Source organism: Stenotrophomonas sp. YJH_SMC_101-4 (genome assembly GCF_059370395.1).
Genome location: NZ_JCAFTP010000004.1, coordinates 29,077 through 49,660 on the forward strand (window position 1 = coordinate 29,077; position 20,584 = coordinate 49,660).

Below are 20,584 nucleotides of genomic sequence, written 5' to 3' on the forward strand. Positions count from 1 at the left end.
CTGCGGCTGGCAGTTCGAATTGTGTCCGGGTTCACAGAACATCGCTATCGGGATTTCCCTGACAGAAGATTGGAGTTTTCTCACATCCTGTGTAGGACTTGTCTTACCCCGGATCGGACATTGGCCCTATACAGCCGTCATCGGTCACAATCCTCGGTCATGAGCAGCGTACATATCCTTGCAATCGCAGGCACTTTCATGGGCGGCGTGGCCGCCCTGGCGCGGGAACTGGGCCATACGGTCAGTGGCAGCGACCAGGCCATCTATCCGCCGATGTCGACCCAGCTCGAGCAGCTGGGCATCACCCTGGACCAGGGCTACCGCGCCGACAGCGTGCCGGCCGGTACCGACGACGTGGTGATCGGCAACGCACTCTCGCGCGGCAATGCCGCCGTTGAGGCCGTGCTCGACGCCGGCCAGCGCTACATTTCCGGTGCCCAGTGGCTGTCCGAACAGGTGCTGCCGGGCCGTGACACGCTGGCCGTGGCCGGCACCCACGGCAAGACCACCACCACCACCATCCTGACCTGGCTGCTGGAAAGCGCCGGTCGTTCGCCCGGTTTCCTGATCGGCGGCGTCGCCGAGGATTTCGGCGTCTCCGCCCGCCTGGGCCAGGGCCGCGAGTTCGTGGTCGAGGCCGACGAGTACGACACCGCCTTCTTCGACAAGCGCAGCAAGTTCGTGCACTACCGGCCGCTGGTGGCCATCCTCAACAACCTTGAATACGACCACGCCGACATCTTCCCGGACGTGGCCGCGATCCAGCGCCAGTTCCATCACCTGGTGCGCACGGTGCCGGCGCGTGGCCGACTGATCGTCAATGGCGAGGATCAGCATCTGGCCGAAGTGCTGGCGATGGGCTGCTGGACCCCGATCGAGCGCTTCGGCTTCGATCCATCGCTGGAGTGGCATGCGGAACTGCTGGCTGCCGATGGCAGCGCGTTCCGCGTGCACCACCGCGGGCAGGCACTGGGTGATGTGCAGTGGTCGTTGCTGGGCCGCCACAACGTGCTCAACGGCCTGGCGGCGCTGGCAGCCGCACATGCGGTGGGTGTTGCGCCGGCTGAGGTGATCCCGGCGCTGGCGCGCTTCCGCAGCGTCAAGCGCCGCATGGAAGTGATCGGCAGCCACGAGGGCATCACCGTCTACGACGATTTCGCCCACCACCCGACCGCAATCGCCACCACGCTGGAAGGGCTGCGCGCCAAGGTGGGCGATGCGCGCATCGTGGTCGCGATGGAGCCGCGCAGCAATTCGATGCGGCTGGGCGCACACGCGCAGGCGCTGGCACCCTCGCTGGCGCTGGCCGATGAAGTGGTGTTCCTGCATCGCCCGGAACTGGCCTGGGATGCTGCTGCGGTGATCGCCGCAGTGCGTGGCGAAGCGCACGCGGTGCCCGATACCGACGCGCTGCTGGCGCAATTGCAGGCCAGCGCGCGCAAGGGTGACCACGTGGTGTTCATGTCCAACGGTGGCTTCGACGGCGCACCGCGCCGCTTCCTTGCCGCGCTGCAGGCCCGATGAGCGTCGACGGTTCGCTGCCGCTGTTTCCGCTGCACACCACGCTGGTGCCAGGTGCGGCGGTGGGCCTGCGCGTGTTCGAACGGCGCTACCTGGATCTGGTGCGCGACAGCGGCCGCAGTGGTGAGGGCTTTGGTGTCTGCCTGATCCTCGACGGCCAGGAAGTGGGAGCCCCGGCAACGCCGGCCGCGTATGGCGTGCAGGTACGCATCGAAGACTTCGATGTCGGCGCCGACGGCGTGCTGCAGTTGCGTCTGCGCGGCACCCGCCGCTTCCATGTCGAGCGCACCCGTGTGCGCGACAACGGGCTGGTGGTAGCCGATGTGCGCTGGTGCGAGGAAGACCCCGACGACGAACTGCGGCCGCAGCATGCGCTGCTGGCCACGGTGCTGGGGCACATCATCGAACAGGCCGGCGAGGCCTATGCGCCGGCCAACCCGGCGTTGCTGGACCAGGCCAGCTGGGTCGGCTGGCGGCTGGCCGAGCTGCTGCCGCTGAGCGAGCAGCAGCGGTTGCAGCTGCTGCAGATGGACGACCCGCACCAGCGGTTGCAGCAGTTGCTGGGCTGGATGCCGTAGAAGCCATCCACGCATGGCGTGGATCTACCTCCGCCGGGCATGGCCCGGCGCTACCCGTCCGTGTTCCGGTAGCGCCGGGCCATGCCCGGCGGCTCCATCACGGTGTGGTCTTCAACCGCAGCACCGGCAACCCGGTTTCGCTGTGCACATCCTCGCGCTGCGGCAGGTCCTGCACGGCGTCCTTCACGGCATTCAATGCCGGGTCGACGCCACGCAGCGGGTGCCACATGCCGATCCATTCGAAGTGGCGCTCGTAGCGCAGGGTCTGCGCGCTGCCCAGCCACAGCGGCGTGCTGCCCGGCTGCAACTGCGCGGGCGCCGGCCACAGGCGCAGCACATAGCGCTCATCCGGCTGCGCGCCCTGGCGCACCATCAGCAGTGCTTCCACGCGGGTGTCCAGCGTGGCCGGCAGCACCGGTAGTTCGTCGGCGCCGGTGTTCTTGTCCAGCATCAGCAGCGCCTGTTGCCAGCCCGCCTGTTCCTGCCGCTTCCAGCCGCGTGCTTCCAGCTGCGCCTGCAGCGGTGCCAGCGGCCCGGCCACCTGCACGTCCAGCGGCCAGCGCTGGTCGTCGTCGAACTCATTGCGGCGTGCCGGCAGCGTTACCCAGTCGTGCTGCCACCAGGCCTGCATGTCCATCGCCTGCGGTGCCGGCAGGGTCGGCTCGAAGCGTTCCAGCTTCACCGGGATGTTGCGCGGCGCATAGCACATGGCCGCCACGGCGAAGACGCCGTAGAACAGCCACGCCACCGGCTTCACCCAGAACGAGCGGTTGAAGCGGCGGCGGTAGGCGATGCCCAGCACCAGCAGCCAGAACGTGCCGAACAGCATGCCGCCGACCACATCGCTCAGCCAATGCGCGCCCAGGTACAGGCGCGAGAAGCCGATCAGGCTGACCACGATGCCCGACACCAGGTACGGCCAGACGCGGGTGCGGCCGGGCATCTCGCGTGCGATCAGCACCGCGAAGAAGCCGAAGGTGATGGTGGCCATGGTCACCGACACCGAGGGGAAACCGAAGCCACTGCTGGCGTCGACCGGGCGCACCACATCCACGGTGGCACCCAGCAGCATGGTCAGCGCCAGGCCGAAGGCGAGGGCAGCCAGCCAATGTGCGGCCGCCATCCAGCGCCGGCGCCAGATCAGGTAGCCCATCGCTGCAGCGGTGGCCGGCAGCAGTACCTGCCAGGCGCCCAGCGACGCCAGCGCGGCCATCGGGTAATCGGCCAGCGGGTTACGCAGCGCCAGCATGGCCTGGTGCACCAGCAGGTCGATTGCCAGCGGCTCGCCGTGCGCGACCACCACGGTCAACAATGCGAACCAGCCCCAGCCCAGTACCAGCAGCATCAACGCCAGCATCGCCAGCGGCACCGATTCACGGCGCTTGGGATCAAGCACGCCGACGGTATAGCGGCCCAGCGTCGGGTGGCGGTTGGACCAGTCCAGCAGGCGTGCCAGCCAGTTGTCCATGCGCGCGGCCGACCAGCGGTAGCCGTACAGCACGATGGCCCAGACCAGGCCAAGGATTACCGCCAGCAGGCCGACCACCACCACCAGCCGCCCGGCCACGGCAGCCACCGCGTCATACGCTTCGCCGAGGATCCAGCCCGGGGCCAGGAACAGTACCGCCCAGGAAATGCTGGCGATGCCGCTGGCCTGCACGTAGCGGCTGGCGGGCATCTTCATCATGCCGGCGATGGCCGGTACGAACGGCCGGATCGCGCCGACGTAGCGCGCCACCAGGATGCTCTTGAACGCATTGCGGCGGAACAGGTTCTCGCCGCGGTCGAGCAGCTGCGGGTAGCGGCTGAACGGCCAGATGCCACGCAGCCGGTCGCCCCAGCGGCGGCCGATCCAGTAGCTGATGCCATCACCGGCGAACGCACCCAGCGCCGCCGCCGCCACCGCGTACGGCCCGGAGATCTGGCCCAGGCCGATGAACACACCCACCGCGAACAGCAGCGGCAGCGCCGGCACGATGGCGCCGAGAATGATCACCGCATCGCAGAAGGCGATCAGAAAAATGACCGCACCCGCCAACACGGGATGAGCGGCAATCCACGCGAGGGTGGCGTCGATCCATGAAGAGTCCATTGCCCGATTATAGGGGCGTGAAGGTGACTGGTTCCCAGCCGCTTCGTGACCGTTTGCAACCAGTGCCATCGCCTAGAATGGGCTCATGCCACATACGCCCGACGCTCAACCGCATGCTTTGAAGGCCGACAGCTTCGGCCGGATCCTCCTTGTGAAAGGGCCTGATGGCCCCTTCGTGCGCCGTGATCTGGGCGCCACGCCGCTGTGGTTGCGGCTGCCTGCGTGGTGGCTGGCCCGCCGTGAAGCCCGCGCGCTGCAGCACATTCACGGCATGGCCGACGTACCGCAGCTGCTGGCCTGGAATGGCCATCACCTGGATCGCAGCTTCATGGCCGGCGACGCCATGTACCAGCGTCCGCCGCGCGGCGACCTGGCCTGGTTCCGCGCCGCGCGCCGGCTGCTGCAGCAGCTGCATCGCAAAGGCGTGGCCCACAACGATCTGGCCAAGGAAGCCAACTGGCTGGTCACTGAAGATGGACGGCCGGCGCTGATCGACTTCCAGCTGGCGGTGATCGGCAACCCTCGCTCGCGCTGGATGCGCCTGCTGGCCCGCGAGGACCTGCGCCACCTGCTCAAGCACAAGCGCATGTATTGCCGTGAATTGCTTACGCCGGTGGAGAAGCGCGTGCTCAAGCGCACCTCGTGGGTGCGCGAACTGTGGTTTGCTACCGGCAAGCCGGTCTACCGCTTCGTCACCCGCCGCATCCTGCATTGGGAAGACAACGAAGGGCAGGGGCCCAAGCCGTGAAGGCTTCGCGGGTAATGACCGGCCCGCCGAGCGCGGGCAATGTGTTGCGTGCGCAGTTGCCTGGTGCCGACTTCGTGCACGCCTGTCAGGCCACCACCCGGCGCGACGGGCGTGCCGCACTGCAGGCCTACCGCGACATGGCGGCGACCATTCCCGGCTGGTTCGATGGGCTGATGGCGCTGCGCAACCACGGCATGCGCCTGCTCGGCATGAAGCATCTGGGCTCGTTGCGGGCGGTGCAGGTTGTCGAAGATCCTCAACCCGGCCAGCGGCTGGGCATCTTCACCCTGCAGTCGATGGATGACGATGCCATCGTGCTGGAGGACAACGACCGCCACTTGCGTGTGCAGCTGGCCCTGCAGTGGCAGGGCGACGTGCTGGAAGTGGCGACCGTGGTGCATACGCACAACGCGTTCGGGCGTGTATACATGCTGCCGGTTGCGCCGGTGCACCGGTTGATCGTGCCGCATCTGCTGGAGAAGCAGGTGCAGGCGTACCGGTGACGCGACACTGCGTCCGCCGGGCGTGGCCCGGCGCTGCCTGGATGGCACATTTCGCATCGGTAGCGCCGGGCCATGCCCGGCGACACGCGGCGTTTCCGGGTTACGGCGTCGCCGGCACCACCTGCTGGCCGATGAAGTTGCGCTTGGCGTCGAAGTCATAGGCGATCTGCAACTGCCCCACATCCGGGCAGGCGTGGCAGTCGCGCAGCGGGGTGCGGTACAGCAGCCGGATGCCGCCGTTATCCAATGGCGAGGCGCCGGCCGACTGCGCCGGTGCGAACGGCGTGGCTTGCGGGTTGGCCTTCAGCAGTTCCTGCACAGTGGGGTCGGCACGCAGGGTGTCGTCCAACTGCACGGCATCCACATCGATGCGCTTGCCGCTGGCATCGACCAGACGGGTACCTTCATTGGTGTTGGCGCGGAACGGATACTCGACCGTGGCAATGCCCAGTCCTTCGTTCTCGTGCCATGCGGTCACATAGGCCAACTCGCCGCCGGTGGACAACTGCTCGGCCGCAGTGATGGCATCGGCACTGGCGCCACCGGCGCGCATCGCGTCGCGAAGGCAATCCCGGGTGGCCGCGTTCTCGCCCTGGCGGCAGGCGTTGAGGTCGCCATCCCAGACCACCGCCTCGCTCCAGCGCATCTTGCCGTCGGCGGCGGCCTTCTCCGCACTGGGCGCGTCACCGGCGGGCGGCTCCTTTCCGGGTTCCGGCGAACGGCCCTGGCAGGCGGTCAGCAGGGCAAGCCCCAGGGCAGGCAGCAACAGGCGGGAACGGCGCATGGCGTGGACCTCGTGCGTTGTCTGGAGGCCCGAGTATCGTCAAGGGCGGGTGAACTCCGCGTCGGCGCGGCATACTAGCGGCTCATTGCATACGCTGGAGTGTGGAACGTGGGCAGTCTGCAGGGCAAAACGCTTTTCATCACCGGTGCCTCGCGTGGCATCGGCCTGGCCATCGCACTGCGCGCTGCGCGCGACGGCGCCAATGTGGCCATTGCGGCCAAGTCGTCGGTGCCGAATCCGAAGCTGCCGGGCACCATCCACACCGCCGCCGAAGCGGTGACGGCTGCAGGCGGGCAGGGCCTGGCGCTGAAGTGCGACATCCGCGAGGAAGAGCAGGTGCAGGCGGCGGTGGCGGCCACGGTCGACACCTTCGGTGGCATCGACATCCTGATCAACAACGCCAGCGCCATCTGGTTGCGCGGCACGCTGGATACGCCGATGAAGCGTTTCGACCTGATGCAGCAGGTCAATTCGCGCGGCAGCTTCCTGTGCGCGCAGGCCTGCCTGCCGTACCTGCTGCAGGCGCCGAACCCGCACATCCTGACCCTGGCACCGCCGCCGAGCCTGGAGCCGAAGTGGTGGGGCGCACATACCGGCTACACGCTGGCGAAGATGGGCATGAGCTTCGTCACCCTGGGCCTGGCCGCGGAATTCGGCCCGCAGGGCGTGGCGGTGAATGCGCTGTGGCCGCGCACCGTCATCGCCACCGATGCGATCAACATGATTCCGGGCGTGGATGCGGCTGGCTGCCGCACGCCACAGATCATGGCCGATGCCGCACACGCGGTGCTGGTGCGCGAAGCGGCCGGCTTCCACGGCCGGTTCCTGATCGACGATGAAGTGCTGGCGCAGGCCGGTATTACCGATCTTTCGGGCTATGCGGTGGATCCGTCGCGCGCGCTGTTGCCGGATCTGTTCCTGGATTGATCGCGCATCGCGGGAAGAGGCCGAGGGCTGCGACCCTTGGCCTGCTGCGTTAGAATACGTGGCTGTAATCGTTTTCAACAGGGATGTGAACACATGTCACGCACTCTTTCCGTCGCGGCGCTGGCCGCTTCGTTGTCGTTGATCCTGACCGCCTGCGGTGGCAAGGCCCCCGCAGCTGCGGGCGGCGCCGCTGCCTCCGGCACGCCGGACGCCAGCGCGGCGCCGTCCGACACACAGCAGCAGTTGACCGCCAAGCTCAACGCCTACATCGGCTGCTTCAACGCGCTGGATTCGAAGACCCACGGCAGCATCCAGTCCTACACGCGCTGGATCAAGGACGTCGACGCTGGCCCGACCGGGCGCGAGACGCACGTGTACGGACCGTTCGAGATCAGCGATTACGACATGAAGCAGTGCGACGCTCCGGTGACCGGGGCGATCGCTGCCAAGCCGGCGCTGGCCGAACTCGATGCTGCTGCAGGCCATTACCAGCAGGCGCTGAAGGCGCTGGTGCCGGTCAGCAAGGACGCGCACGACTACTACGATCGCCAGGACTACGAAGACGACCAGTTTGCCAAGGGCAAGCAGCTGCACGCGCCCTTGATGGCCGCCTTCAAGGATTTCGTGGCTGCAAGCGAAAGGTTCAATGCCGAGCTGGAGCGCCAGAACGACGCCGCCCAGCGCGAGCAGCTCAAGGCGCTGGAGCAGGCTGAGGGGCGCACGCGCGAGTACTACCGTCTGGCGATGATGCTGGAGGCCAAGGCCATCATGGATCTGATGAGCGAGGATGATTTCGATCAGGCCAAGGCCCGCGAACGCCTGGATGCCTTCAACCGCATTTCCGATGAAGCGCACGCCAAGGTTGCCGACCAGGAGCCGGGCAAGTCGGACTGGGAAGGCTTCGAACGTGGTGCCGAGAATTTCCGGCGCGAAGGCAAGGAGCGGCTGCAGCGCGTCAGTGAGAAAAAGCCTTACACCGATTTCGAACGACGCATGCTTGATTCGCCGTCGATGGCGCCGCGCGGTTCGGCCAGCAAGCTGATGCAGGAATACAACACGCTGGTTTTCCAGAGCAACCGTCAGTAGCGCTCCCGCTCATGGCGTGATCGGCGAGCGCCGGTGTACATCGCCGGCGCTTGCATCAATGATTGAACGCGTCCGGCAGCTTGCCACCGCACTTGCGGCAGTGCAGTGCATCCGGCTCATGGCCTTCCAGCCCGCAGTCCGGGCAGCCACGCGCATCGCGGCGCGCGGCCTGTTCGGCCTCGCGCATGGTGCTGGCCAGTTCGGCGGTGTAGATGCCGGTGGGCACGGCGATGATGCTGTAGCCGATCAGGATCAGCACCGAGGTGACGAAGCGGCCGAGCACGGTCTGCGGCACGATGTCACCGAAGCCGACCGTGGCCATGGTCACCACCGCCCAGTACATGCTGGCCGGGATATTGGTGAAGCCGTGTTCGGGGCCCTCGATCACGTACATCAGCGCACCGGCGATGATGGTGATGGTGATCACCGTGAACAGGAACACCAGCACCTTGCGCCGGCTGCGCCACAGCGACGTCATCAACACGCCGCTTTCTTCGATGTAGCGGGTCAGCTTGAGGATGCGGAACACGCGCAGGATGCGCAGTGCGCGCACCACCAGCAGGCTCTGCGCGCCGGGGATGAACATCGACAGGTAGGCGGGCAGGATCGACAGCAGGTCGATGATGCCCCAGACGCTCACCGCATACCGCAGCGGGCGCTTGACCACCGCCAGCCGCAGCAGGTACTCGGCGGTGAAGATGATCGTGAAGCCCCATTCCAGGATGTACAGGCCGGTGGACCATTCGGCGTGCAGGTGCTGCACGCTGTCGATCATCACCACCAGGATGCTGGCGACGATCGCCACCACCAGGATCAGGTCGAAATTGCGCGAAGGGCGGGTGTCGTGGCGGTAGATGATGTCGAACCACCGGCGGCGCCAGCCGGTCTCGGTGGCGGGGTTCAGCTGGGGGGCGGAAAACGGTCGCATGGGCGCATTGTGCCGCAGGGGTTCCGGCGCGAGAATGGGGATTCCTGAATCCTGCCGACTGCCATGACCGCCGCTACCGATCCGCTGATCTCCCTTTCGCACTATTACCTGCCGGTCTACAAGCCCCGCCAGGTGGTACTGGAGCGAGGCCAGGGCGCCCGCGTGTGGGACAGCCAGGGCCGTGAGTTCATCGACCTGGCCGCCGGCATCGCCGTGTGCGGCCTGGGCCACAACGACCCGGACCTGGTGGCCGCGCTGGTCGAACAGGCCGGCAAGCTCTGGCATACCAGCAACGTGTTCTACAGCGCGCCGCCACTGCACCTGGCCGAGGAGCTGGTGAAGGCCAGCCGCTTCGCCGAGCGCGTGTTCCTGTGCAATTCCGGCGCCGAAGCCAATGAAGTGGCGATCAAGATGGTCCGCAAGTGGGCCTCCAGCCAGGGCCGCCCGGCCGACAAGCGGGTGATCATCACCTTCCGCGGCAGCTTCCACGGTCGCACCATGGGCGCAGTGACCGCGACTGCCCAGCCGAAGTACCAGGAAGGCTACGAGCCGCTGCCCGGTGGCTTCCGCTACATCGACTTCAACGATGAGGTGCAGCTGGAAACTGCGATGGCCGCCGGTGACGTGGCAGCGGTGATGCTGGAGCCGATCCAGGGCGAGGGCGGCGTGATGCCGGCCAAGTCCGGTTTCCTCAAGCGCGTGCGCGAGCTGTGCGACCAGCACAACGCGCTGCTGGTGCTGGATGAGATCCAGGCCGGCATGGGCCGCACCGGCACGCTGTTCGCGCACTGGCAGGACGACGTGGTGCCGGACATGGTCACCCTGGCCAAGGCGCTGGGTGGCGGCTTCCCGATCGGTGCGATGCTGGCCGGCCCGAAGGTGGCCGAAACCATGCAGTTCGGTGCGCACGGCACCACCTTCGGTGGCAACCCGTTGGCCGCTGCGGTCGCACGCGTTGCGCTGCGCAAGCTGGCCTCTGCGGAGATCGCCGCCAATGTCAGCCGCCAGTCGAAGGCGCTGCGCGATGGCTTTGCGCGCATCAACGAAGAATTCGGCGTGTTCAGCGACGTGCGTGGCCGTGGCCTGATGCTGGGCGCGGTGCTGAGCAAGGACTTTGCCGGCCAGGCCGGTGCGATCCTCGACCACGCCGCCGAGCAGGGCCTGCTGACCCTGCAGGCCGGCCCGGACGTGCTGCGCTTCGTGCCGTCGCTGAACATCACCGACGAAGAAGTGGCCGAAGGCCTCAAGCGCCTGCGCGCAGCGATTGCTGCGTTCATCGCCGCGCGCTGAAGCCTGCAGAGGCATCTGTAGAGCCGAGCCTACGCTCGGCTCATCGCGATGTCAGGCAACAGGAGCCGAGCATGGGCTCGGCTCTACAGCGCGTCATGCGATCCGATAGCGCTTCAACACCTTGCCCAATCCCCGGCCATCGCGCACGGTTTCCGCGTGCAGGCCGGCAGCGCGTGCGCCGCGCACATTGGCGAACAGGTCATCAATGAACAGCGTGTGCGAAGGCGCCACGCCGAGTACCTCAAGCGTGCGCAGGAAGACTTCCGGTGCGGGTTTGCGCAGGCCGAAACCGGCGCTGCAGAACACGCGCTCCCGCAGGGCCGGGAACAGTTCCGGCAGCAGGGTGGGCAAGGCCTGCTGCATCAGCGCGCCGTTGTTGGTCAGCACCGCCATCGGCAGCTGCAGGGCCTGCAGCCGCTGCAGCACGGCAGCCTGCGGATGGCTGGCGGCCCGCCGCGCCGCGGTCCATGCAGCCACATCGACAGTCGTGCCCAGACGCTCCCCCAGCTGCGCCAGATAGGCCGGGCCATCCAGCGTGCCATTGTCATGCGCCGCTTCCAGTCCGCTGTCATACAGCGCGGCCTGCACGGCCTGCGCCGGAACCTGCAGCGCCTGGGCCAGGTGCAGCACGCGTTGCGCGCGCTGGTACTGCACCAGCACGCCATCCACATCCAACAGCAACAGATCGATACGCATCGGCCGAGCATGCCATTGCAGTGAACACTCGGGAAACCCTGGAGCAGCCATGCGACAGACGGTCGCAGACGCGGCCACAGGGGCCTGCCTAGAATGGCGCTTGAATCCGCAGGAGATGCAACGATGAAGGCTTGGAGGGTGGCAGTGGGAGTGGGCGCGCTGATGCTGGCGCCGTCGGCGATGGCGCGGGTGTGTGCGGTGAGCATCGACAGCACCGACCAGATGAGCTTCAGCAGCCGCGAGATCAAGGTCGCCGCCGACTGCACCGCCGTGGACCTGACCCTGCGCCACACGGGCAAGCTGGCCACTACCGCGATGGGACACAACTGGGTGCTGACCCGCACCGCCGACTATCAGCCGGTGGCGATGGCGGGCATGCGCATGACCCTGGCCGACAGCTACCTGCCGAAGGCCGACAAGCGCGTGCTGGCGCACACCAAGGTGATCGGCGGTGGTGAGACCACGCGCGTGCGTTTCTCTACCCAGGGCCTGCAGAAGGGCGGTGACTACACCTTCTTCTGCTCGTTCCCCGGCCACTTCGCGATGATGAAGGGCAAGTTCGTCTTCGGTTGAAAAAAGGGGACGGAGCGGATCAAGTCGTTTGTACACAAACGACTTGATCCGCTCCGTCCCCTTTTTGCGATCAGCCCTTGGCTGCCTTGAACGCCACGCGTGCCGCGGCCAGCGTTGCTTCGATCACGGCATCGTCGTGCGCGCTGGACAGGAAGCCGGCCTCGTACGCAGACGGTGCCAGGAACACGCCCTGGTCCAGCATTGCGTGGAAGAAGCGGTTGAACGCCGGAATGTCACAGGCGGTGGCCTGTGCATAGGTCTCCACCTTCTCGTTGGTGAAGAACAGCCCGAACATCGCGCCCACGCGGGTGGTGGTCACGGCCACGCCGGCTTCGGCGGCGGCGGCTTCCAGGCCGGCGCACAGGCGTGCCGTGCGCTCGGCCAGGTCGGCGTGGAAACCCGGCTGCTGGATCAGCTCCAGCATCGCCAGGCCAGCGGCCATCGCCACCGGATTGCCGCTCAGCGTACCGGCCTGGTAGATCGGGCCGGCCGGGGCGATCTGCTGCATCAGCTCGCGACGACCGCCGTAGGCGCCCACCGGCATGCCGCCGCCGATGATCTTGCCGAAGGTGGTCAGGTCCGGGGTGATGCCGTAGTGCGCCTGCGCACCGCCGAGGGCGACGCGGAAGCCGGTCATCACTTCATCGAAGATCAGCAGCGCGCCATGCTTCGTGCACAGTTCGCGCAGGTGCTGCAGGTACCCCTCGCGCGGCGGGATGCAGTTGGCGTTGCCGACCACCGGTTCGATGATCAGGCCGGCGATGTCGTTACCCTGCTGTTCGAACAGCGCGGTGGCGGCTTCGAAATCGTTGTAGGGCAGGGTCAGGGTCAGCTCGCTCAGGCCGGCCGGGACGCCCGGCGAGGTCGGCACGCCCAGGGTCAACATGCCACTGCCGGCCTTGACCAGGAACGAGTCGCCGTGGCCGTGGTAGCAGCCTTCGAACTTGACGATGCGGTTGCGGCCGGTGGCGCCACGCGCCAGCCGGATCGCCGACAGTGTGGCCTCGGTGCCGGAGTTGACCATGCGCACCATCTCGCACGACGGCACCAGCCGGGTGATGGTTTCGGCCATGGTCACTTCGGCCGCGCACGGCGCACCGAACGACAGCCCGTTGTCGATCGCCTTCTTCACCGCCTGGCGCACCGCCGGGTGGTTGTGGCCGACGATCATCGGGCCCCAGGAACCGACGTAGTCGATGTAGCGGTTGCCGTCGACGTCGTACAGGTAGGCGCCGTCGGCGCGTTCGACGAAGAACGGCTCGCCGCCGACCGACTTGAACGCGCGCACCGGCGAATTGACGCCGCCCGGCAGCAGCTGCTGGGCGCGGGAGAACAGGGCGTGGGACTGGTCGTGGTTCATGGGGCTTTCCTGGGCGTTACGCGAACTGGGCGAGGTAGGCGCGCTGGGTCGCGACCGGGTCCTGCGCGGCGTAAATGCCGCTGACCACGGCCACCAGGTCGGCGCCGGCGTCGATGATGGGACCGACATTGTCCGGCGTCAGCCCGCCGATCGCCACCCGCGGCACGCCCAGTGCGGCGCTTTGCCGCAGCAGGTCGGTATGGGCGCGGCTGGTGGTGATCTTGGTGGTGGTCGGGAAGAACGCGCCGAAGGCCACGTAGCTGGCGCCGGCAGCCACGGCCTTCTCGGCATTGGCCAACTGGTCGTAGCAGGAGGCGCCGATGATGGCGTCGGGGCCGAGCAGGGCGCGCGCGCTGGGGATGTCACCGTCGGTGCCGCCCAGGTGCACGCCGGCCGCGCCCACGGCCTTGGCCAGCGCCGGGTCGTCGTTGATGATCAGCGGCACGCCGCGCTCCGCGCACAGCGCCTGTAGGGCGGTGGCCTGTTCCTGCCGCAGCGCGTCGTCGGCGGTCTTGTTGCGGTACTGCAGCCAGGTGGCGCCAGCGGCCAGCAGCGGCGCGGTACGGGCCAGCAGGCGCGCGGTATCGGGCTCGTCCGGGGTGATCAGGTAGACGCCGCGGGGCGCCGGGGAAGCAGAAGTCATCGATGGCTACCGGTGCGTGGGCCGCGATGGGACAATGGCGGCCCGTGAATCCAGCCCTGATTATCCGATGAGCGATGCCACCCCCACCACCTTGCGCACCTGGATGTGCGTGGTCTGCGGCTTCCTTTACAGCGAAGCGGAAGGCTTGCCGGAGGAGGGCATCGCGCCGGGGACGCGCTGGGAGGACATCCCCGAGACCTGGACCTGCCCCGATTGCGGGGTGACCAAGGCCGATTTCGAGATGGTTGAAGTCGATTGACCGGTAGGGCCTGCAGGCCCTTCTGTGGGTGCGGACCGTTGGGGTGGGTGTGGACCGTTGGTCCACACACCGACTCCCTCAATGCAGCCGCGGCACCGGCCCGCCCAGGTCGATCAGCTTCTCACGCAGCCACTGCGCATCGCTGGCCTCGGGATTGCGCTTCAGGTACTGCCCCAGGTCATGGCGGGCACCGGCCAGATATTCCAGCTGCAGATAGGCCAGGCCGCGATCCCGCAGCGCGTCGTCCTGCTCCGGGGCCAGCTTCAGCAGGCGATCGGCACTGCGTGCAGCGCGGTCCCACTCGCCGGCCTCAGCGTACACGCCATGCAGGTTACGCAGCATGCGCATCAGGATCGCGCGCGCCGGCGCCGGGTCAAGGATCTGCGCCAGCACCTGGTCGTCCGGCATCTGCCCACCCAAGTGTGATTTGGCCCGCTCGCGCAGTTCGTCCACGTCCAACGGGCGGCCACCGTTGAACGGGTCCATCACCAGCACGCCGTCGTCCACCGGCAGGCGCACCAGGAAGTGGCCGGGGAAGGACACGCCATCGAGCGGAATGCCCAGCCGGCGCGCGACTTCCATCTGCACCAGCGCCAGTGAGATCGGGTTGCCCAGGCGCCGCTCGAATACCTGGTTGAGGTAGCTGTTGCGCGGGTCGTAGTACTCGTCGTGGTCGCCGCTGTAGCCCAGCTCGTCGAACAGGTGACGGTTGATCGCTGCCATCTTCAGCGGGCTGTTGTCGATGCTGTCCACTTCCGAGCGGAGGTGGTCGACATGGCTCTGGATCAACGCGTCGTAGGTGGACGGCTGCAGATCGGGGTATTCATCGCGCGCGATCAGCAGTGCGGTCGGCAACAGTGGCAGCGCCTCGTCTTCGAGGTCGGCCAGTGCATCCCAGTCGGGGAGAGAGATCCGGTCCTGCATGACCACAGACTGGCGACATTTGCAGGCGGTTTCAAGCGGTGCCGCGTGAAAAAGTCACGGCCTGGGGCGATGGGCTTCCGGTGGGTGTGGACCTTGGTCCACACCACAGCCGGCCAGCGCGCGGCAAGCCAGTGCCGACCAAGGTCGGCGCCTACCGCTCCTCCTCAACGCAGGGCGAGGATCTACTCGATGCCCGGGCCGAAGGTCAGCGCGGTGCCGTCCTTCAGCTTCAGCTTCTCGGCCTGGCCCGCATTGAGCTCCAGCACGTACCGGGCCGGGCCACCGCTGGGATACGGCGGGCACATGTCGCCGGCCGAGCACGGCGGAACGTCGCGCTGCTGGCTGACCAGCCTGCGCTCGCTGTCGAAGTACAGGATGTCCAGCGCGATCTTCGTGTTCTTCATCCAGTACGCCTGCATTTCCTCGCGGTCGTGGATGAACAGCATGCCGTGGTCGGCGGCCATCTGGTCGCGGAACATCAACCCGCGCGCGCGGGTTTCATCGTTGGTGGCCAGCTCGACCTGGTAGCGGGCGCCATCCAGCTCGACCCAATGGCGGGCCGCATCGGTGGCGCAGCCGGCCAGTGCCAGCAGCGGAAGCATCAGCAGCGAACGCAACAGCGACATCGTCAGGATCCTTCGAAAGGGTCAGAGCACGACCGGCGGCTCGCCGCCGACGATCACCACATCGGCGCGACGGCGCGCGAACAGGCCCACGCAGACCACGCCCGGCAGCTGGTTGAGCTCGCGCTCCAGCTTTTCCGGATCGGTGATCTGCAGGTTGTGGATGTCCAGGATCTGGTTGCCGTTGTCGGTGACCACGCCTTCGCGCCAGGTCGGCTGGCCGCCGGTCATGTCGCGGATCTGGCGGGCGACCAGGCTGCGCGCCATCGGGATCACTTCCACCGGCAGCGGGAACTTGCCCAGCACCGGCACCTGCTTGCTCGGGTCGATGATGCAGATGAAGCGCTCGCTGGCCTCGGCGATGATCTTCTCGCGGGTCAGCGCGGCACCGCCGCCCTTGATCAGGCACTTGTTGGCGTCGCACTCATCGGCGCCGTCCACGTACAGCGACAGGTTGCCGCTGTGGTTCAGCTCGATCACCTCGATGCCGTGCTGCTTCAGGCGCGCGGTGCTCTGCTCGGAGCTGGATACGGCGCCCTTGATGCGGTGCTGGATGCGGGCCAGGGCATCGATGAAATAGGCCACGGTGGAACCGGTGCCGACACCGACGATCATGCCGTCTTCTACGTACTCGATGGCTTTCTCGGCGGCCAGGCGCTTGGCTTCGGACATGGGAGAACTCTCAGGCAGGGAATCAGGATTTCTTTTCCAGCGACAGCAGCAGCTTCCACTGCGCGGCCGTCACCGGGAACACCGACAGGCGGTTGCCCTTGGCAACCAGCGGGAAGCCTTCGCCGAGCTCATCAGCGTGCAGCTTGATCTCGTCCAGCGCGATCACCTGCTTGAGCTTGCGGTCGAAGGCCACGTCCACCAGCATCCAGCGCGGGTTCTCGCGCGTGCTCTTGGGGTCGTGGTAGTCGGATTTCGGATCGAACTGGGTGTCGTCCGGGTAGGCCGTGCTGGCCACCGTGGCCAGGCCGACGATGCCCGGCACCTTGGTATTGGAGTGGTAGAACAGGATGCCGTCGCCCACCTGCATGCCATCGCGCATGAAGTTGCGCGCCTGGTAGTTGCGCACCCCGTTCCAGGGTTCGACCTTGACCTTGGCCAGGTCATCGATGGAGAAGGCGTCCGGTTCGGACTTCATCAGCCAGTAGCGCTTGCGGGCGGTCATGGGTTCACGGGGGCAGCGGAGGGGAACAGGGTGCCGTCTTCGGTGCAGATCGCATCCACCGGCACGTCCCACGACGCCACCGGCAAGGACTCGACCTGCTGCACCGCAAACGCAGCACCGACCAGCCAGGGCGGCGCCGGCCGATCGTGGCGGAAGGCGAAGCTGCGATCATACCAGCCGCCCCCCATGCCCAGCCGCCGGCACTGCGCGTCGAAACCCACCAGCGGGGTCACTACCAGCGCCATCTGCGCCGGTTCCAGGGTGTCTTCCACCGCCACGTCCGGTTCGGGAATGCCGTAGCGGTTGCTGGTCAGCGGCTGCCCCGGCCGCCACGGTGCGAAGCGCAGCACCTCACCGGCCAGCACCGGCAGGCAGTAGGTGAGGCCTTCGGGCAGTTGCAGCTGCCAGCGGTGCAGGGCGATTTCGCCATCCAGCGCCCAGTAGCCAGCCACGGCGCCTTCGCGCGGGGCGAACGGCAGCGCCAGCAGGGCATCGGCAAGGGATTCGGCGGCGGCGATGCGCTCAGCGGCGGAAAGGTCACGGCGGCGTTGCCGCAGGTCGTGGCGCAGGGCCTGGCGCGGGTCGGTCATGGCAGCGTGCGGCAAGGATCAGCCGTCATTGTGCCGCAAAGAACAAGGGCGACGCCCGAAGACGCCGCCCTTGCTGGAATATTGCATTCTCCGCAATGTCGATGCATGCGAAACGACCTTGAACCCGGGGGCTCAAGTGGGAACGCTGGAGAACCATCGGGCTTCCCGCTACAAGGCGGACCTGCACTCCCGGCGCTGTCGCGCTCCCGGTGTCGTTCTTAAGGGACAAGGCGAATGTTTGCACATGCCGTCGAGTACCGCAGAGAACGCGTGGCCATTATAGCCAGCACGCAGGATCTGGATAGGCCGTTCGTCGGCAACAGTCCGTGCCAATTCAGATATGAGAAGACGCGCTGTGCACGACCTTCAGGCGTTGCCGTCGATGGCGCGGTCCAGACGCCGGTTCAGGTCCGCCAGCGTCTGCTGCAGGGCCACCGCCTGGCGGGCGTTTTCGTCGCGCAGCAGCTGCAGTTCGTGGGCCAGGTTCAACGCGGCCAGCACGGCGACGCGATCGACCGCGGCCATGCGGTTGCTGCCGCGGATCTCGCGCATGCGCGCATCCAGCAGGCGCGCGGCGGCCATCAGGCTGTCGCGTTCATCGCCGCCGACGCCCACGGTGTATTCACGATCGAGGATGCGGACACTGACCGGTTCGGCGCTCATGTGTGCTGCTCCAGGGATTTGAGCCGGCTGATCATTGCTTCCACCCGCGAACGTGCCTGCTCATTCTTGGCCAGCAGCGTCGAGCGCTCGGCCACAAGCTGTTCCTGCTGGTGGCGCAGGCTGCGGTTCTCCTCGGCCAGGCGCTGGTTGCGTTCAAGCAACGCTTCCACGCGGGCGGCGAAGTCCTGCAGCTGGGCAAGGGGATCAGCGGGTTCCATACGGGCACGATAGGCAAGCCGGGTAAGGGCGGTCAAGCGTTGTCGCAGCAAGGCTGGACGGCTGCGGAGAGGATGCCGTCGGGTTGCTACACTACGGGGTCTCACGGGCGCGCGCGTGCGCGCCCCGGGTTTCCTTTCCGAACGAGCCGCACGATGACCGAACTTCCCTCCGTCGACGACGTTACCCACGCCAGCCAGGCGCTGGGCCTGGGCGCCACCGCTGCCGAGCTGCACGGTGCGCTGTGCGGCTGGTTGGCCGCCGGCGGCGCCCCCGGCAACGACTGGCCGGCGCGCGTGCTGGCCGACGACAGCCTGGCGCCGGTGGCTGCCGACAGCGTGCTGGCGCAGCTGCTGCAGGTCACCATCAAGCAGCTGGAAGACCGTGACTTCGCCTTCGAACTGCTGCTGACCGACAACGATGACGTGTCCGCGCAGGCCGATGCCATGTTCAGCTGGACCCGCTCGTTCCTGGGCGGCTTCGGCCTGGGCAGTGGTGGCAACCGGCCAGCCCTGTCCGAAGAGGGCGAGGAAGCGCTGACCGACATGGCCAGCCTGGCCCGCGCCTCCAGCGAGGATTTCGAGGCCGGCGGCGATGATGACGACGAAGCCCTGTCGGAGATCGAGGAATTCATCCGCGTGGCGGTGCTGCTGCTGCACGGTGACGTGGTGCTGGCCTCGCGCCATCGGCAGCGCCTGAACTGATGGACATCAAGCAGCGCACCGGCATCGCGGCCGGCGAATACAAGCGTCGCCGCCGCCAGCTGATGGACATGGCCGGCGAGGACGCGATCCTGGTACTGCCGGCCGCAGCCGAGAAGGTGCGCAGCCTCGATACCCATTATCCGTTCCGCCAGGATTCGGACTTCCAGTACCTGAGCGGCTTCCCGGAGCCGGAAGCGGTGCTGGTGCTGATTCCGGGCCGCCGCCACGGCGAGGCCATCCTGTTCTGCCGCGAGCGTGATGCCGAGCGCGAGGCCTGGGACGGCAGCCGCGCCGGCCAGGAAGGCGCGGTGGCGCAGTACGGCATGGACGATGCCTACCCGATCGACGATCTGGACGACATCCTGCCGGGCCTGCTGGAAGGGCGCTCGCGCGTCTACTACCACTTCGGCCGCGATGCCGACTTCGACCTGAAGCTGATCGGCTGGGTCAACCGCGTGCGTTCGCAGGTGCGCCACGGCGCGCAGCCACCGCATGAGTTTCTGGAGCTGGGCCACCTGCTGCACGAGCAGCGCCTGTTCAAGTCGGGTGCGGAAGTCGCGTTGATGCACCACGCCGCGCAGATCAGCGTGCGTGCGCATCTGGCTGCGATGCAGGTGGCCAAGGCAGGTATCCACGAATACGAACTGCAGGCCGAGCTGGAGCGTGTGTTCCGCGCCAACGATGCCGTGCCGGCGTACTGCAGCATCGTCGGTGCCGGTCGCAACGGCTGCATCCTGCATTACCGCGACAACAACGCGCGTTCGCGCGATGGTGAGCTGGTGCTGATCGATGCCGGTGCCGAATACCGCGGCTACGCCAGCGACATCACCCGCACCTTCCCGGTGAATGGCCGCTTCAGTGCCGAGCAGCGTGCACTGCACGACCTGGTCGGCGATGCACAGGCCGCTGCGTTGGCCCAGGCCAAGCCGGGCGTGCCGTACGAGGCCGGCCACCTCGCCGCGGTGCAGACCCTGACCGAGGGCCTGCTGCGGCTGGGCCTGTTGAAGGGCACGCTGGAAAAGAACCTGTCCGAGGGCCTGTACCAGCGTTTCTACCGGCACAAGACCGGGCACTGGATCGGATTGGACGTGCACGATGTAGGCGATTACCGCCTCGCAGGTGATTCACGCCTGCTGGAGCCGGGCATGGCGTTCACCATCGAGCCGGGGCTGTACATCGGCGCGGACGACACGACGGTGGAGCCGCGCTGGCGCGGCATCGGCATCCGTACCGAGGACGACGTGCTGATTACCGATGACGGACATCGTGTGCTGACCGAAGGCCTGGCGCGCAGCGCCGACGAGATCGAAGCGGTGATGGCGGGGTAAGGGGTTATCGGCAGGGCTTGCAGCCCTGCACCTGCTTCAAGCCAGGGCAACATCCGAAGCAACAGCAACAGCGGGCATTCCGTGGGATGGCGGGGCACTGTGGGTTTGCGGGGACGCCGTAAACCCGTCCATGGGGGCTTGGTCGCGGCATCCATGCCGCTCACACCCCGCAAACCCACAGTACCCCGCCTTCGACAGGTTCACGGGGCTGTTGGTGGGTGCCGACCGTTGGTCGGCACATCTGTCAGACATCGAATGAATCATCCACGCATGGCGTGGATCTACTGGCAATTGCGGTTGTTGGTTCGCGCGGCTGTTGGTAGGTGTCGACCTTGGTCGACACGGAGCGAGCGCAGCAAGCGACCCGCTTCTGC

Annotated in this window: 24 protein-coding genes and 1 other RNA gene; 11 read left to right on the forward strand and 14 right to left on the reverse strand. The window is 67.1% G+C overall.

Going from position 1 to position 20,584, the window contains the following annotated elements; genetic code table 11:
- The first annotated feature begins 159 nt into the window (after positions 1–159).
- Both mpl and AC5P8D_RS14465 read left to right on the forward strand, forming a co-directional pair.
- Positions 160–1,524: a UDP-N-acetylmuramate:L-alanyl-gamma-D-glutamyl-meso-diaminopimelate ligase gene (gene mpl / locus AC5P8D_RS14460; protein WP_495203435.1), complete on the forward strand. Its 1,365-nt coding sequence runs from the start codon at positions 160–162 to the stop codon at positions 1,522–1,524.
- On the forward strand, positions 1,521–2,099 hold the full coding sequence (locus AC5P8D_RS14465; RefSeq protein ID WP_019338782.1) for an LON peptidase substrate-binding domain-containing protein: 579 nt from the start codon (positions 1,521–1,523) through the stop codon (positions 2,097–2,099). Before mpl ends, AC5P8D_RS14465 begins: the two co-directional genes overlap by 4 nt.
- Before the next feature lie 97 nt (positions 2,100–2,196).
- Here AC5P8D_RS14465 and AC5P8D_RS14470 read toward each other — a convergent pair whose 3' ends face one another.
- Positions 2,197–4,191, reverse strand: a complete 1,995-nt coding sequence (locus AC5P8D_RS14470) for a bifunctional DedA family/phosphatase PAP2 family protein (RefSeq protein WP_241884975.1) — start codon at positions 4,189–4,191, stop codon at positions 2,197–2,199.
- 85 nt (positions 4,192–4,276) lie between these two features.
- Between AC5P8D_RS14470 and AC5P8D_RS14475 the strand changes: the two genes are divergently transcribed.
- Both AC5P8D_RS14475 and AC5P8D_RS14480 read left to right on the forward strand, forming a co-directional pair.
- Positions 4,277–4,939, forward strand: coding sequence for a serine/threonine-protein kinase (locus tag AC5P8D_RS14475; protein ID WP_495203436.1), 663 nt, complete (start codon positions 4,277–4,279; stop codon positions 4,937–4,939).
- Positions 4,940–4,953: 14 nt separating this feature from the next.
- On the forward strand, positions 4,954–5,442 hold the full coding sequence (locus tag AC5P8D_RS14480; protein WP_495203437.1) for a DUF2867 domain-containing protein: 489 nt from the start codon (positions 4,954–4,956) through the stop codon (positions 5,440–5,442).
- Positions 5,443–5,542: 100 nt separating this feature from the next.
- Here the strand turns inward: AC5P8D_RS14480 and AC5P8D_RS14485 are convergent, their stop codons facing one another.
- Positions 5,543–6,226 carry a hypothetical protein gene (locus AC5P8D_RS14485; protein ID WP_049412063.1) on the reverse strand — a complete coding sequence of 228 codons (684 nt, stop codon included), beginning with the start codon at positions 6,224–6,226 and terminating at the stop codon, positions 5,543–5,545.
- Positions 6,227–6,334: 108 nt separating this feature from the next.
- Here AC5P8D_RS14485 and AC5P8D_RS14490 point away from each other — a divergent pair, with 108 nt between their 5' ends.
- Positions 6,335–7,153, forward strand: coding sequence for an SDR family oxidoreductase (locus tag AC5P8D_RS14490; protein ID WP_049412060.1), 819 nt, complete (start codon positions 6,335–6,337; stop codon positions 7,151–7,153).
- A gap of 93 nt (positions 7,154–7,246) precedes the next feature.
- Positions 7,247–8,239, forward strand: a complete 993-nt coding sequence (locus AC5P8D_RS14495) for a YiiG family protein (RefSeq protein ID WP_495203438.1) — start codon at positions 7,247–7,249, stop codon at positions 8,237–8,239.
- Positions 8,240–8,294: 55 nt separating this feature from the next.
- On the opposite strand, the gene AC5P8D_RS14500 is transcribed toward AC5P8D_RS14495, so the two are convergent.
- Positions 8,295–9,167 (reverse strand): ion transporter, encoded by an 873-nt coding sequence (locus AC5P8D_RS14500; protein WP_010484015.1) that lies wholly within the window; start codon positions 9,165–9,167, stop codon positions 8,295–8,297.
- A 63-nt stretch (positions 9,168–9,230) separates the two neighbouring features.
- Between AC5P8D_RS14500 and AC5P8D_RS14505 the strand changes: the two genes are divergently transcribed.
- On the forward strand, positions 9,231–10,457 hold the full coding sequence (locus AC5P8D_RS14505; protein ID WP_010484016.1) for an acetylornithine transaminase: 1,227 nt from the start codon (positions 9,231–9,233) through the stop codon (positions 10,455–10,457).
- A 93-nt stretch (positions 10,458–10,550) separates the two neighbouring features.
- On the opposite strand, the gene AC5P8D_RS14510 is transcribed toward AC5P8D_RS14505, so the two are convergent.
- The gene (locus tag AC5P8D_RS14510) at positions 10,551–11,153 is read right to left on the reverse strand and encodes an HAD-IA family hydrolase (RefSeq protein ID WP_019338773.1); all 603 of its coding nucleotides are present in this window, start codon (positions 11,151–11,153) and stop codon (positions 10,551–10,553) included.
- Positions 11,154–11,276: 123 nt separating this feature from the next.
- Here AC5P8D_RS14510 and azu point away from each other — a divergent pair, with 123 nt between their 5' ends.
- Positions 11,277–11,726 (forward strand): azurin, encoded by a 450-nt coding sequence (gene azu, locus AC5P8D_RS14515; RefSeq protein WP_019338772.1) that lies wholly within the window; start codon positions 11,277–11,279, stop codon positions 11,724–11,726.
- 70 nt (positions 11,727–11,796) lie between these two features.
- Here azu and hemL read toward each other — a convergent pair whose 3' ends face one another.
- Positions 11,797–13,086, reverse strand: coding sequence for a glutamate-1-semialdehyde 2,1-aminomutase (gene hemL / locus AC5P8D_RS14520; protein WP_197577322.1), 1,290 nt, complete (start codon positions 13,084–13,086; stop codon positions 11,797–11,799).
- 16 nt (positions 13,087–13,102) lie between these two features.
- Entirely contained in the window at positions 13,103–13,729 is a 627-nt protein-coding gene (thiE, locus tag AC5P8D_RS14525) for a thiamine phosphate synthase (RefSeq protein ID WP_317216375.1), read from the reverse strand.
- 34 nt (positions 13,730–13,763) lie between these two features.
- Here thiE and AC5P8D_RS14530 point away from each other — a divergent pair, with 34 nt between their 5' ends.
- On the forward strand, positions 13,764–13,988 hold the full coding sequence (locus tag AC5P8D_RS14530; RefSeq protein WP_014038358.1) for a rubredoxin: 225 nt from the start codon (positions 13,764–13,766) through the stop codon (positions 13,986–13,988).
- A gap of 78 nt (positions 13,989–14,066) precedes the next feature.
- Here the strand turns inward: AC5P8D_RS14530 and AC5P8D_RS14535 are convergent, their stop codons facing one another.
- From AC5P8D_RS14535 to AC5P8D_RS14570, 8 genes are all read right to left on the reverse strand, one after another.
- On the reverse strand, positions 14,067–14,912 hold the full coding sequence (locus AC5P8D_RS14535) for a SirB1 family protein (protein ID WP_010484022.1): 846 nt from the start codon (positions 14,910–14,912) through the stop codon (positions 14,067–14,069).
- A gap of 182 nt (positions 14,913–15,094) precedes the next feature.
- Entirely contained in the window at positions 15,095–15,538 is a 444-nt protein-coding gene (locus AC5P8D_RS14540) for a DUF192 domain-containing protein (RefSeq protein ID WP_010484023.1), read from the reverse strand.
- Between the two features lie 21 nt (positions 15,539–15,559).
- On the reverse strand, positions 15,560–16,207 hold the full coding sequence (gene rpiA / locus AC5P8D_RS14545) for a ribose-5-phosphate isomerase RpiA (RefSeq protein ID WP_109814430.1): 648 nt from the start codon (positions 16,205–16,207) through the stop codon (positions 15,560–15,562).
- Positions 16,208–16,229: 22 nt separating this feature from the next.
- Positions 16,230–16,709, reverse strand: a complete 480-nt coding sequence (locus AC5P8D_RS14550; RefSeq protein ID WP_019338636.1) for an EVE domain-containing protein — start codon at positions 16,707–16,709, stop codon at positions 16,230–16,232.
- Entirely contained in the window at positions 16,706–17,299 is a 594-nt protein-coding gene (locus tag AC5P8D_RS14555) for a 5-formyltetrahydrofolate cyclo-ligase (protein ID WP_495203439.1), read from the reverse strand. The genes AC5P8D_RS14550 and AC5P8D_RS14555 overlap by 4 nt, the downstream gene beginning before the upstream one ends.
- Positions 17,300–17,382: 83 nt before the next feature.
- Positions 17,383–17,568: non-coding RNA, 6S RNA (gene ssrS / locus AC5P8D_RS14560), on the reverse strand.
- A gap of 97 nt (positions 17,569–17,665) precedes the next feature.
- Complete coding sequence (locus AC5P8D_RS14565) at positions 17,666–17,962, reverse strand: cell division protein ZapA (protein ID WP_010484026.1); 297 nt, start codon at positions 17,960–17,962, stop codon at positions 17,666–17,668.
- Positions 17,959–18,180 (reverse strand): TIGR02449 family protein, encoded by a 222-nt coding sequence (locus tag AC5P8D_RS14570; protein ID WP_005410898.1) that lies wholly within the window; start codon positions 18,178–18,180, stop codon positions 17,959–17,961. The genes AC5P8D_RS14565 and AC5P8D_RS14570 overlap by 4 nt, the downstream gene beginning before the upstream one ends.
- A 153-nt stretch (positions 18,181–18,333) precedes the next feature.
- Here AC5P8D_RS14570 and AC5P8D_RS14575 point away from each other — a divergent pair, with 153 nt between their 5' ends.
- Complete coding sequence (locus tag AC5P8D_RS14575; RefSeq protein WP_414614784.1) at positions 18,334–18,882, forward strand: YecA/YgfB family protein; 549 nt, start codon at positions 18,334–18,336, stop codon at positions 18,880–18,882.
- Between the two features lie 5 nt (positions 18,883–18,887).
- A complete protein-coding gene (locus tag AC5P8D_RS14580; protein ID WP_495203500.1) occupies positions 18,888–20,210 on the forward strand; it encodes an aminopeptidase P N-terminal domain-containing protein in 1,323 nt (440 codons plus the stop codon).
- Positions 20,211–20,584: the final 374 nt, after the last annotated feature.

Excerpts from the sequence above, each read along its gene's own strand:
- mpl (WP_495203435.1), top strand. The coding sequence starts at position 160 with ATGAGCAGCGTACATATCCTTGCAATCGCAGGCACTTTCATGGGCGGC.
- AC5P8D_RS14465 (WP_019338782.1), top strand. The coding sequence starts at position 1,521 with ATGAGCGTCGACGGTTCGCTGCCGCTGTTTCCGCTGCACACCACGCTG.
- AC5P8D_RS14470 (WP_241884975.1), bottom strand. The coding sequence starts at position 4,191 with ATGGACTCTTCATGGATCGACGCCACCCTCGCGTGGATTGCCGCTCAT.
- AC5P8D_RS14475 (WP_495203436.1), top strand. The coding sequence starts at position 4,277 with ATGCCACATACGCCCGACGCTCAACCGCATGCTTTGAAGGCCGACAGC.
- AC5P8D_RS14480 (WP_495203437.1), top strand. The coding sequence starts at position 4,954 with ATGACCGGCCCGCCGAGCGCGGGCAATGTGTTGCGTGCGCAGTTGCCT.
- AC5P8D_RS14485 (WP_049412063.1), bottom strand. The coding sequence starts at position 6,226 with ATGCGCCGTTCCCGCCTGTTGCTGCCTGCCCTGGGGCTTGCCCTGCTG.
- AC5P8D_RS14495 (WP_495203438.1), top strand. The coding sequence starts at position 7,247 with ATGTCACGCACTCTTTCCGTCGCGGCGCTGGCCGCTTCGTTGTCGTTG.
- AC5P8D_RS14500 (WP_010484015.1), bottom strand. The coding sequence starts at position 9,167 with ATGCGACCGTTTTCCGCCCCCCAGCTGAACCCCGCCACCGAGACCGGC.
- AC5P8D_RS14505 (WP_010484016.1), top strand. The coding sequence starts at position 9,231 with ATGACCGCCGCTACCGATCCGCTGATCTCCCTTTCGCACTATTACCTG.
- AC5P8D_RS14510 (WP_019338773.1), bottom strand. The coding sequence starts at position 11,153 with ATGCGTATCGATCTGTTGCTGTTGGATGTGGATGGCGTGCTGGTGCAG.
- azu (WP_019338772.1), top strand. The coding sequence starts at position 11,277 with ATGAAGGCTTGGAGGGTGGCAGTGGGAGTGGGCGCGCTGATGCTGGCG.
- hemL (WP_197577322.1), bottom strand. The coding sequence starts at position 13,086 with ATGAACCACGACCAGTCCCACGCCCTGTTCTCCCGCGCCCAGCAGCTG.
- thiE (WP_317216375.1), bottom strand. The coding sequence starts at position 13,729 with ATGACTTCTGCTTCCCCGGCGCCCCGCGGCGTCTACCTGATCACCCCG.
- AC5P8D_RS14530 (WP_014038358.1), top strand. The coding sequence starts at position 13,764 with ATGGCGGCCCGTGAATCCAGCCCTGATTATCCGATGAGCGATGCCACC.
- AC5P8D_RS14535 (WP_010484022.1), bottom strand. The coding sequence starts at position 14,912 with ATGCAGGACCGGATCTCTCTCCCCGACTGGGATGCACTGGCCGACCTC.
- AC5P8D_RS14540 (WP_010484023.1), bottom strand. The coding sequence starts at position 15,538 with ATGTCGCTGTTGCGTTCGCTGCTGATGCTTCCGCTGCTGGCACTGGCC.
- rpiA (WP_109814430.1), bottom strand. The coding sequence starts at position 16,207 with ATGTCCGAAGCCAAGCGCCTGGCCGCCGAGAAAGCCATCGAGTACGTA.
- AC5P8D_RS14550 (WP_019338636.1), bottom strand. The coding sequence starts at position 16,709 with ATGACCGCCCGCAAGCGCTACTGGCTGATGAAGTCCGAACCGGACGCC.
- AC5P8D_RS14555 (WP_495203439.1), bottom strand. The coding sequence starts at position 17,299 with ATGACCGACCCGCGCCAGGCCCTGCGCCACGACCTGCGGCAACGCCGC.
- AC5P8D_RS14565 (WP_010484026.1), bottom strand. The coding sequence starts at position 17,962 with ATGAGCGCCGAACCGGTCAGTGTCCGCATCCTCGATCGTGAATACACC.
- AC5P8D_RS14570 (WP_005410898.1), bottom strand. The coding sequence starts at position 18,180 with ATGGAACCCGCTGATCCCCTTGCCCAGCTGCAGGACTTCGCCGCCCGC.
- AC5P8D_RS14575 (WP_414614784.1), top strand. The coding sequence starts at position 18,334 with ATGACCGAACTTCCCTCCGTCGACGACGTTACCCACGCCAGCCAGGCG.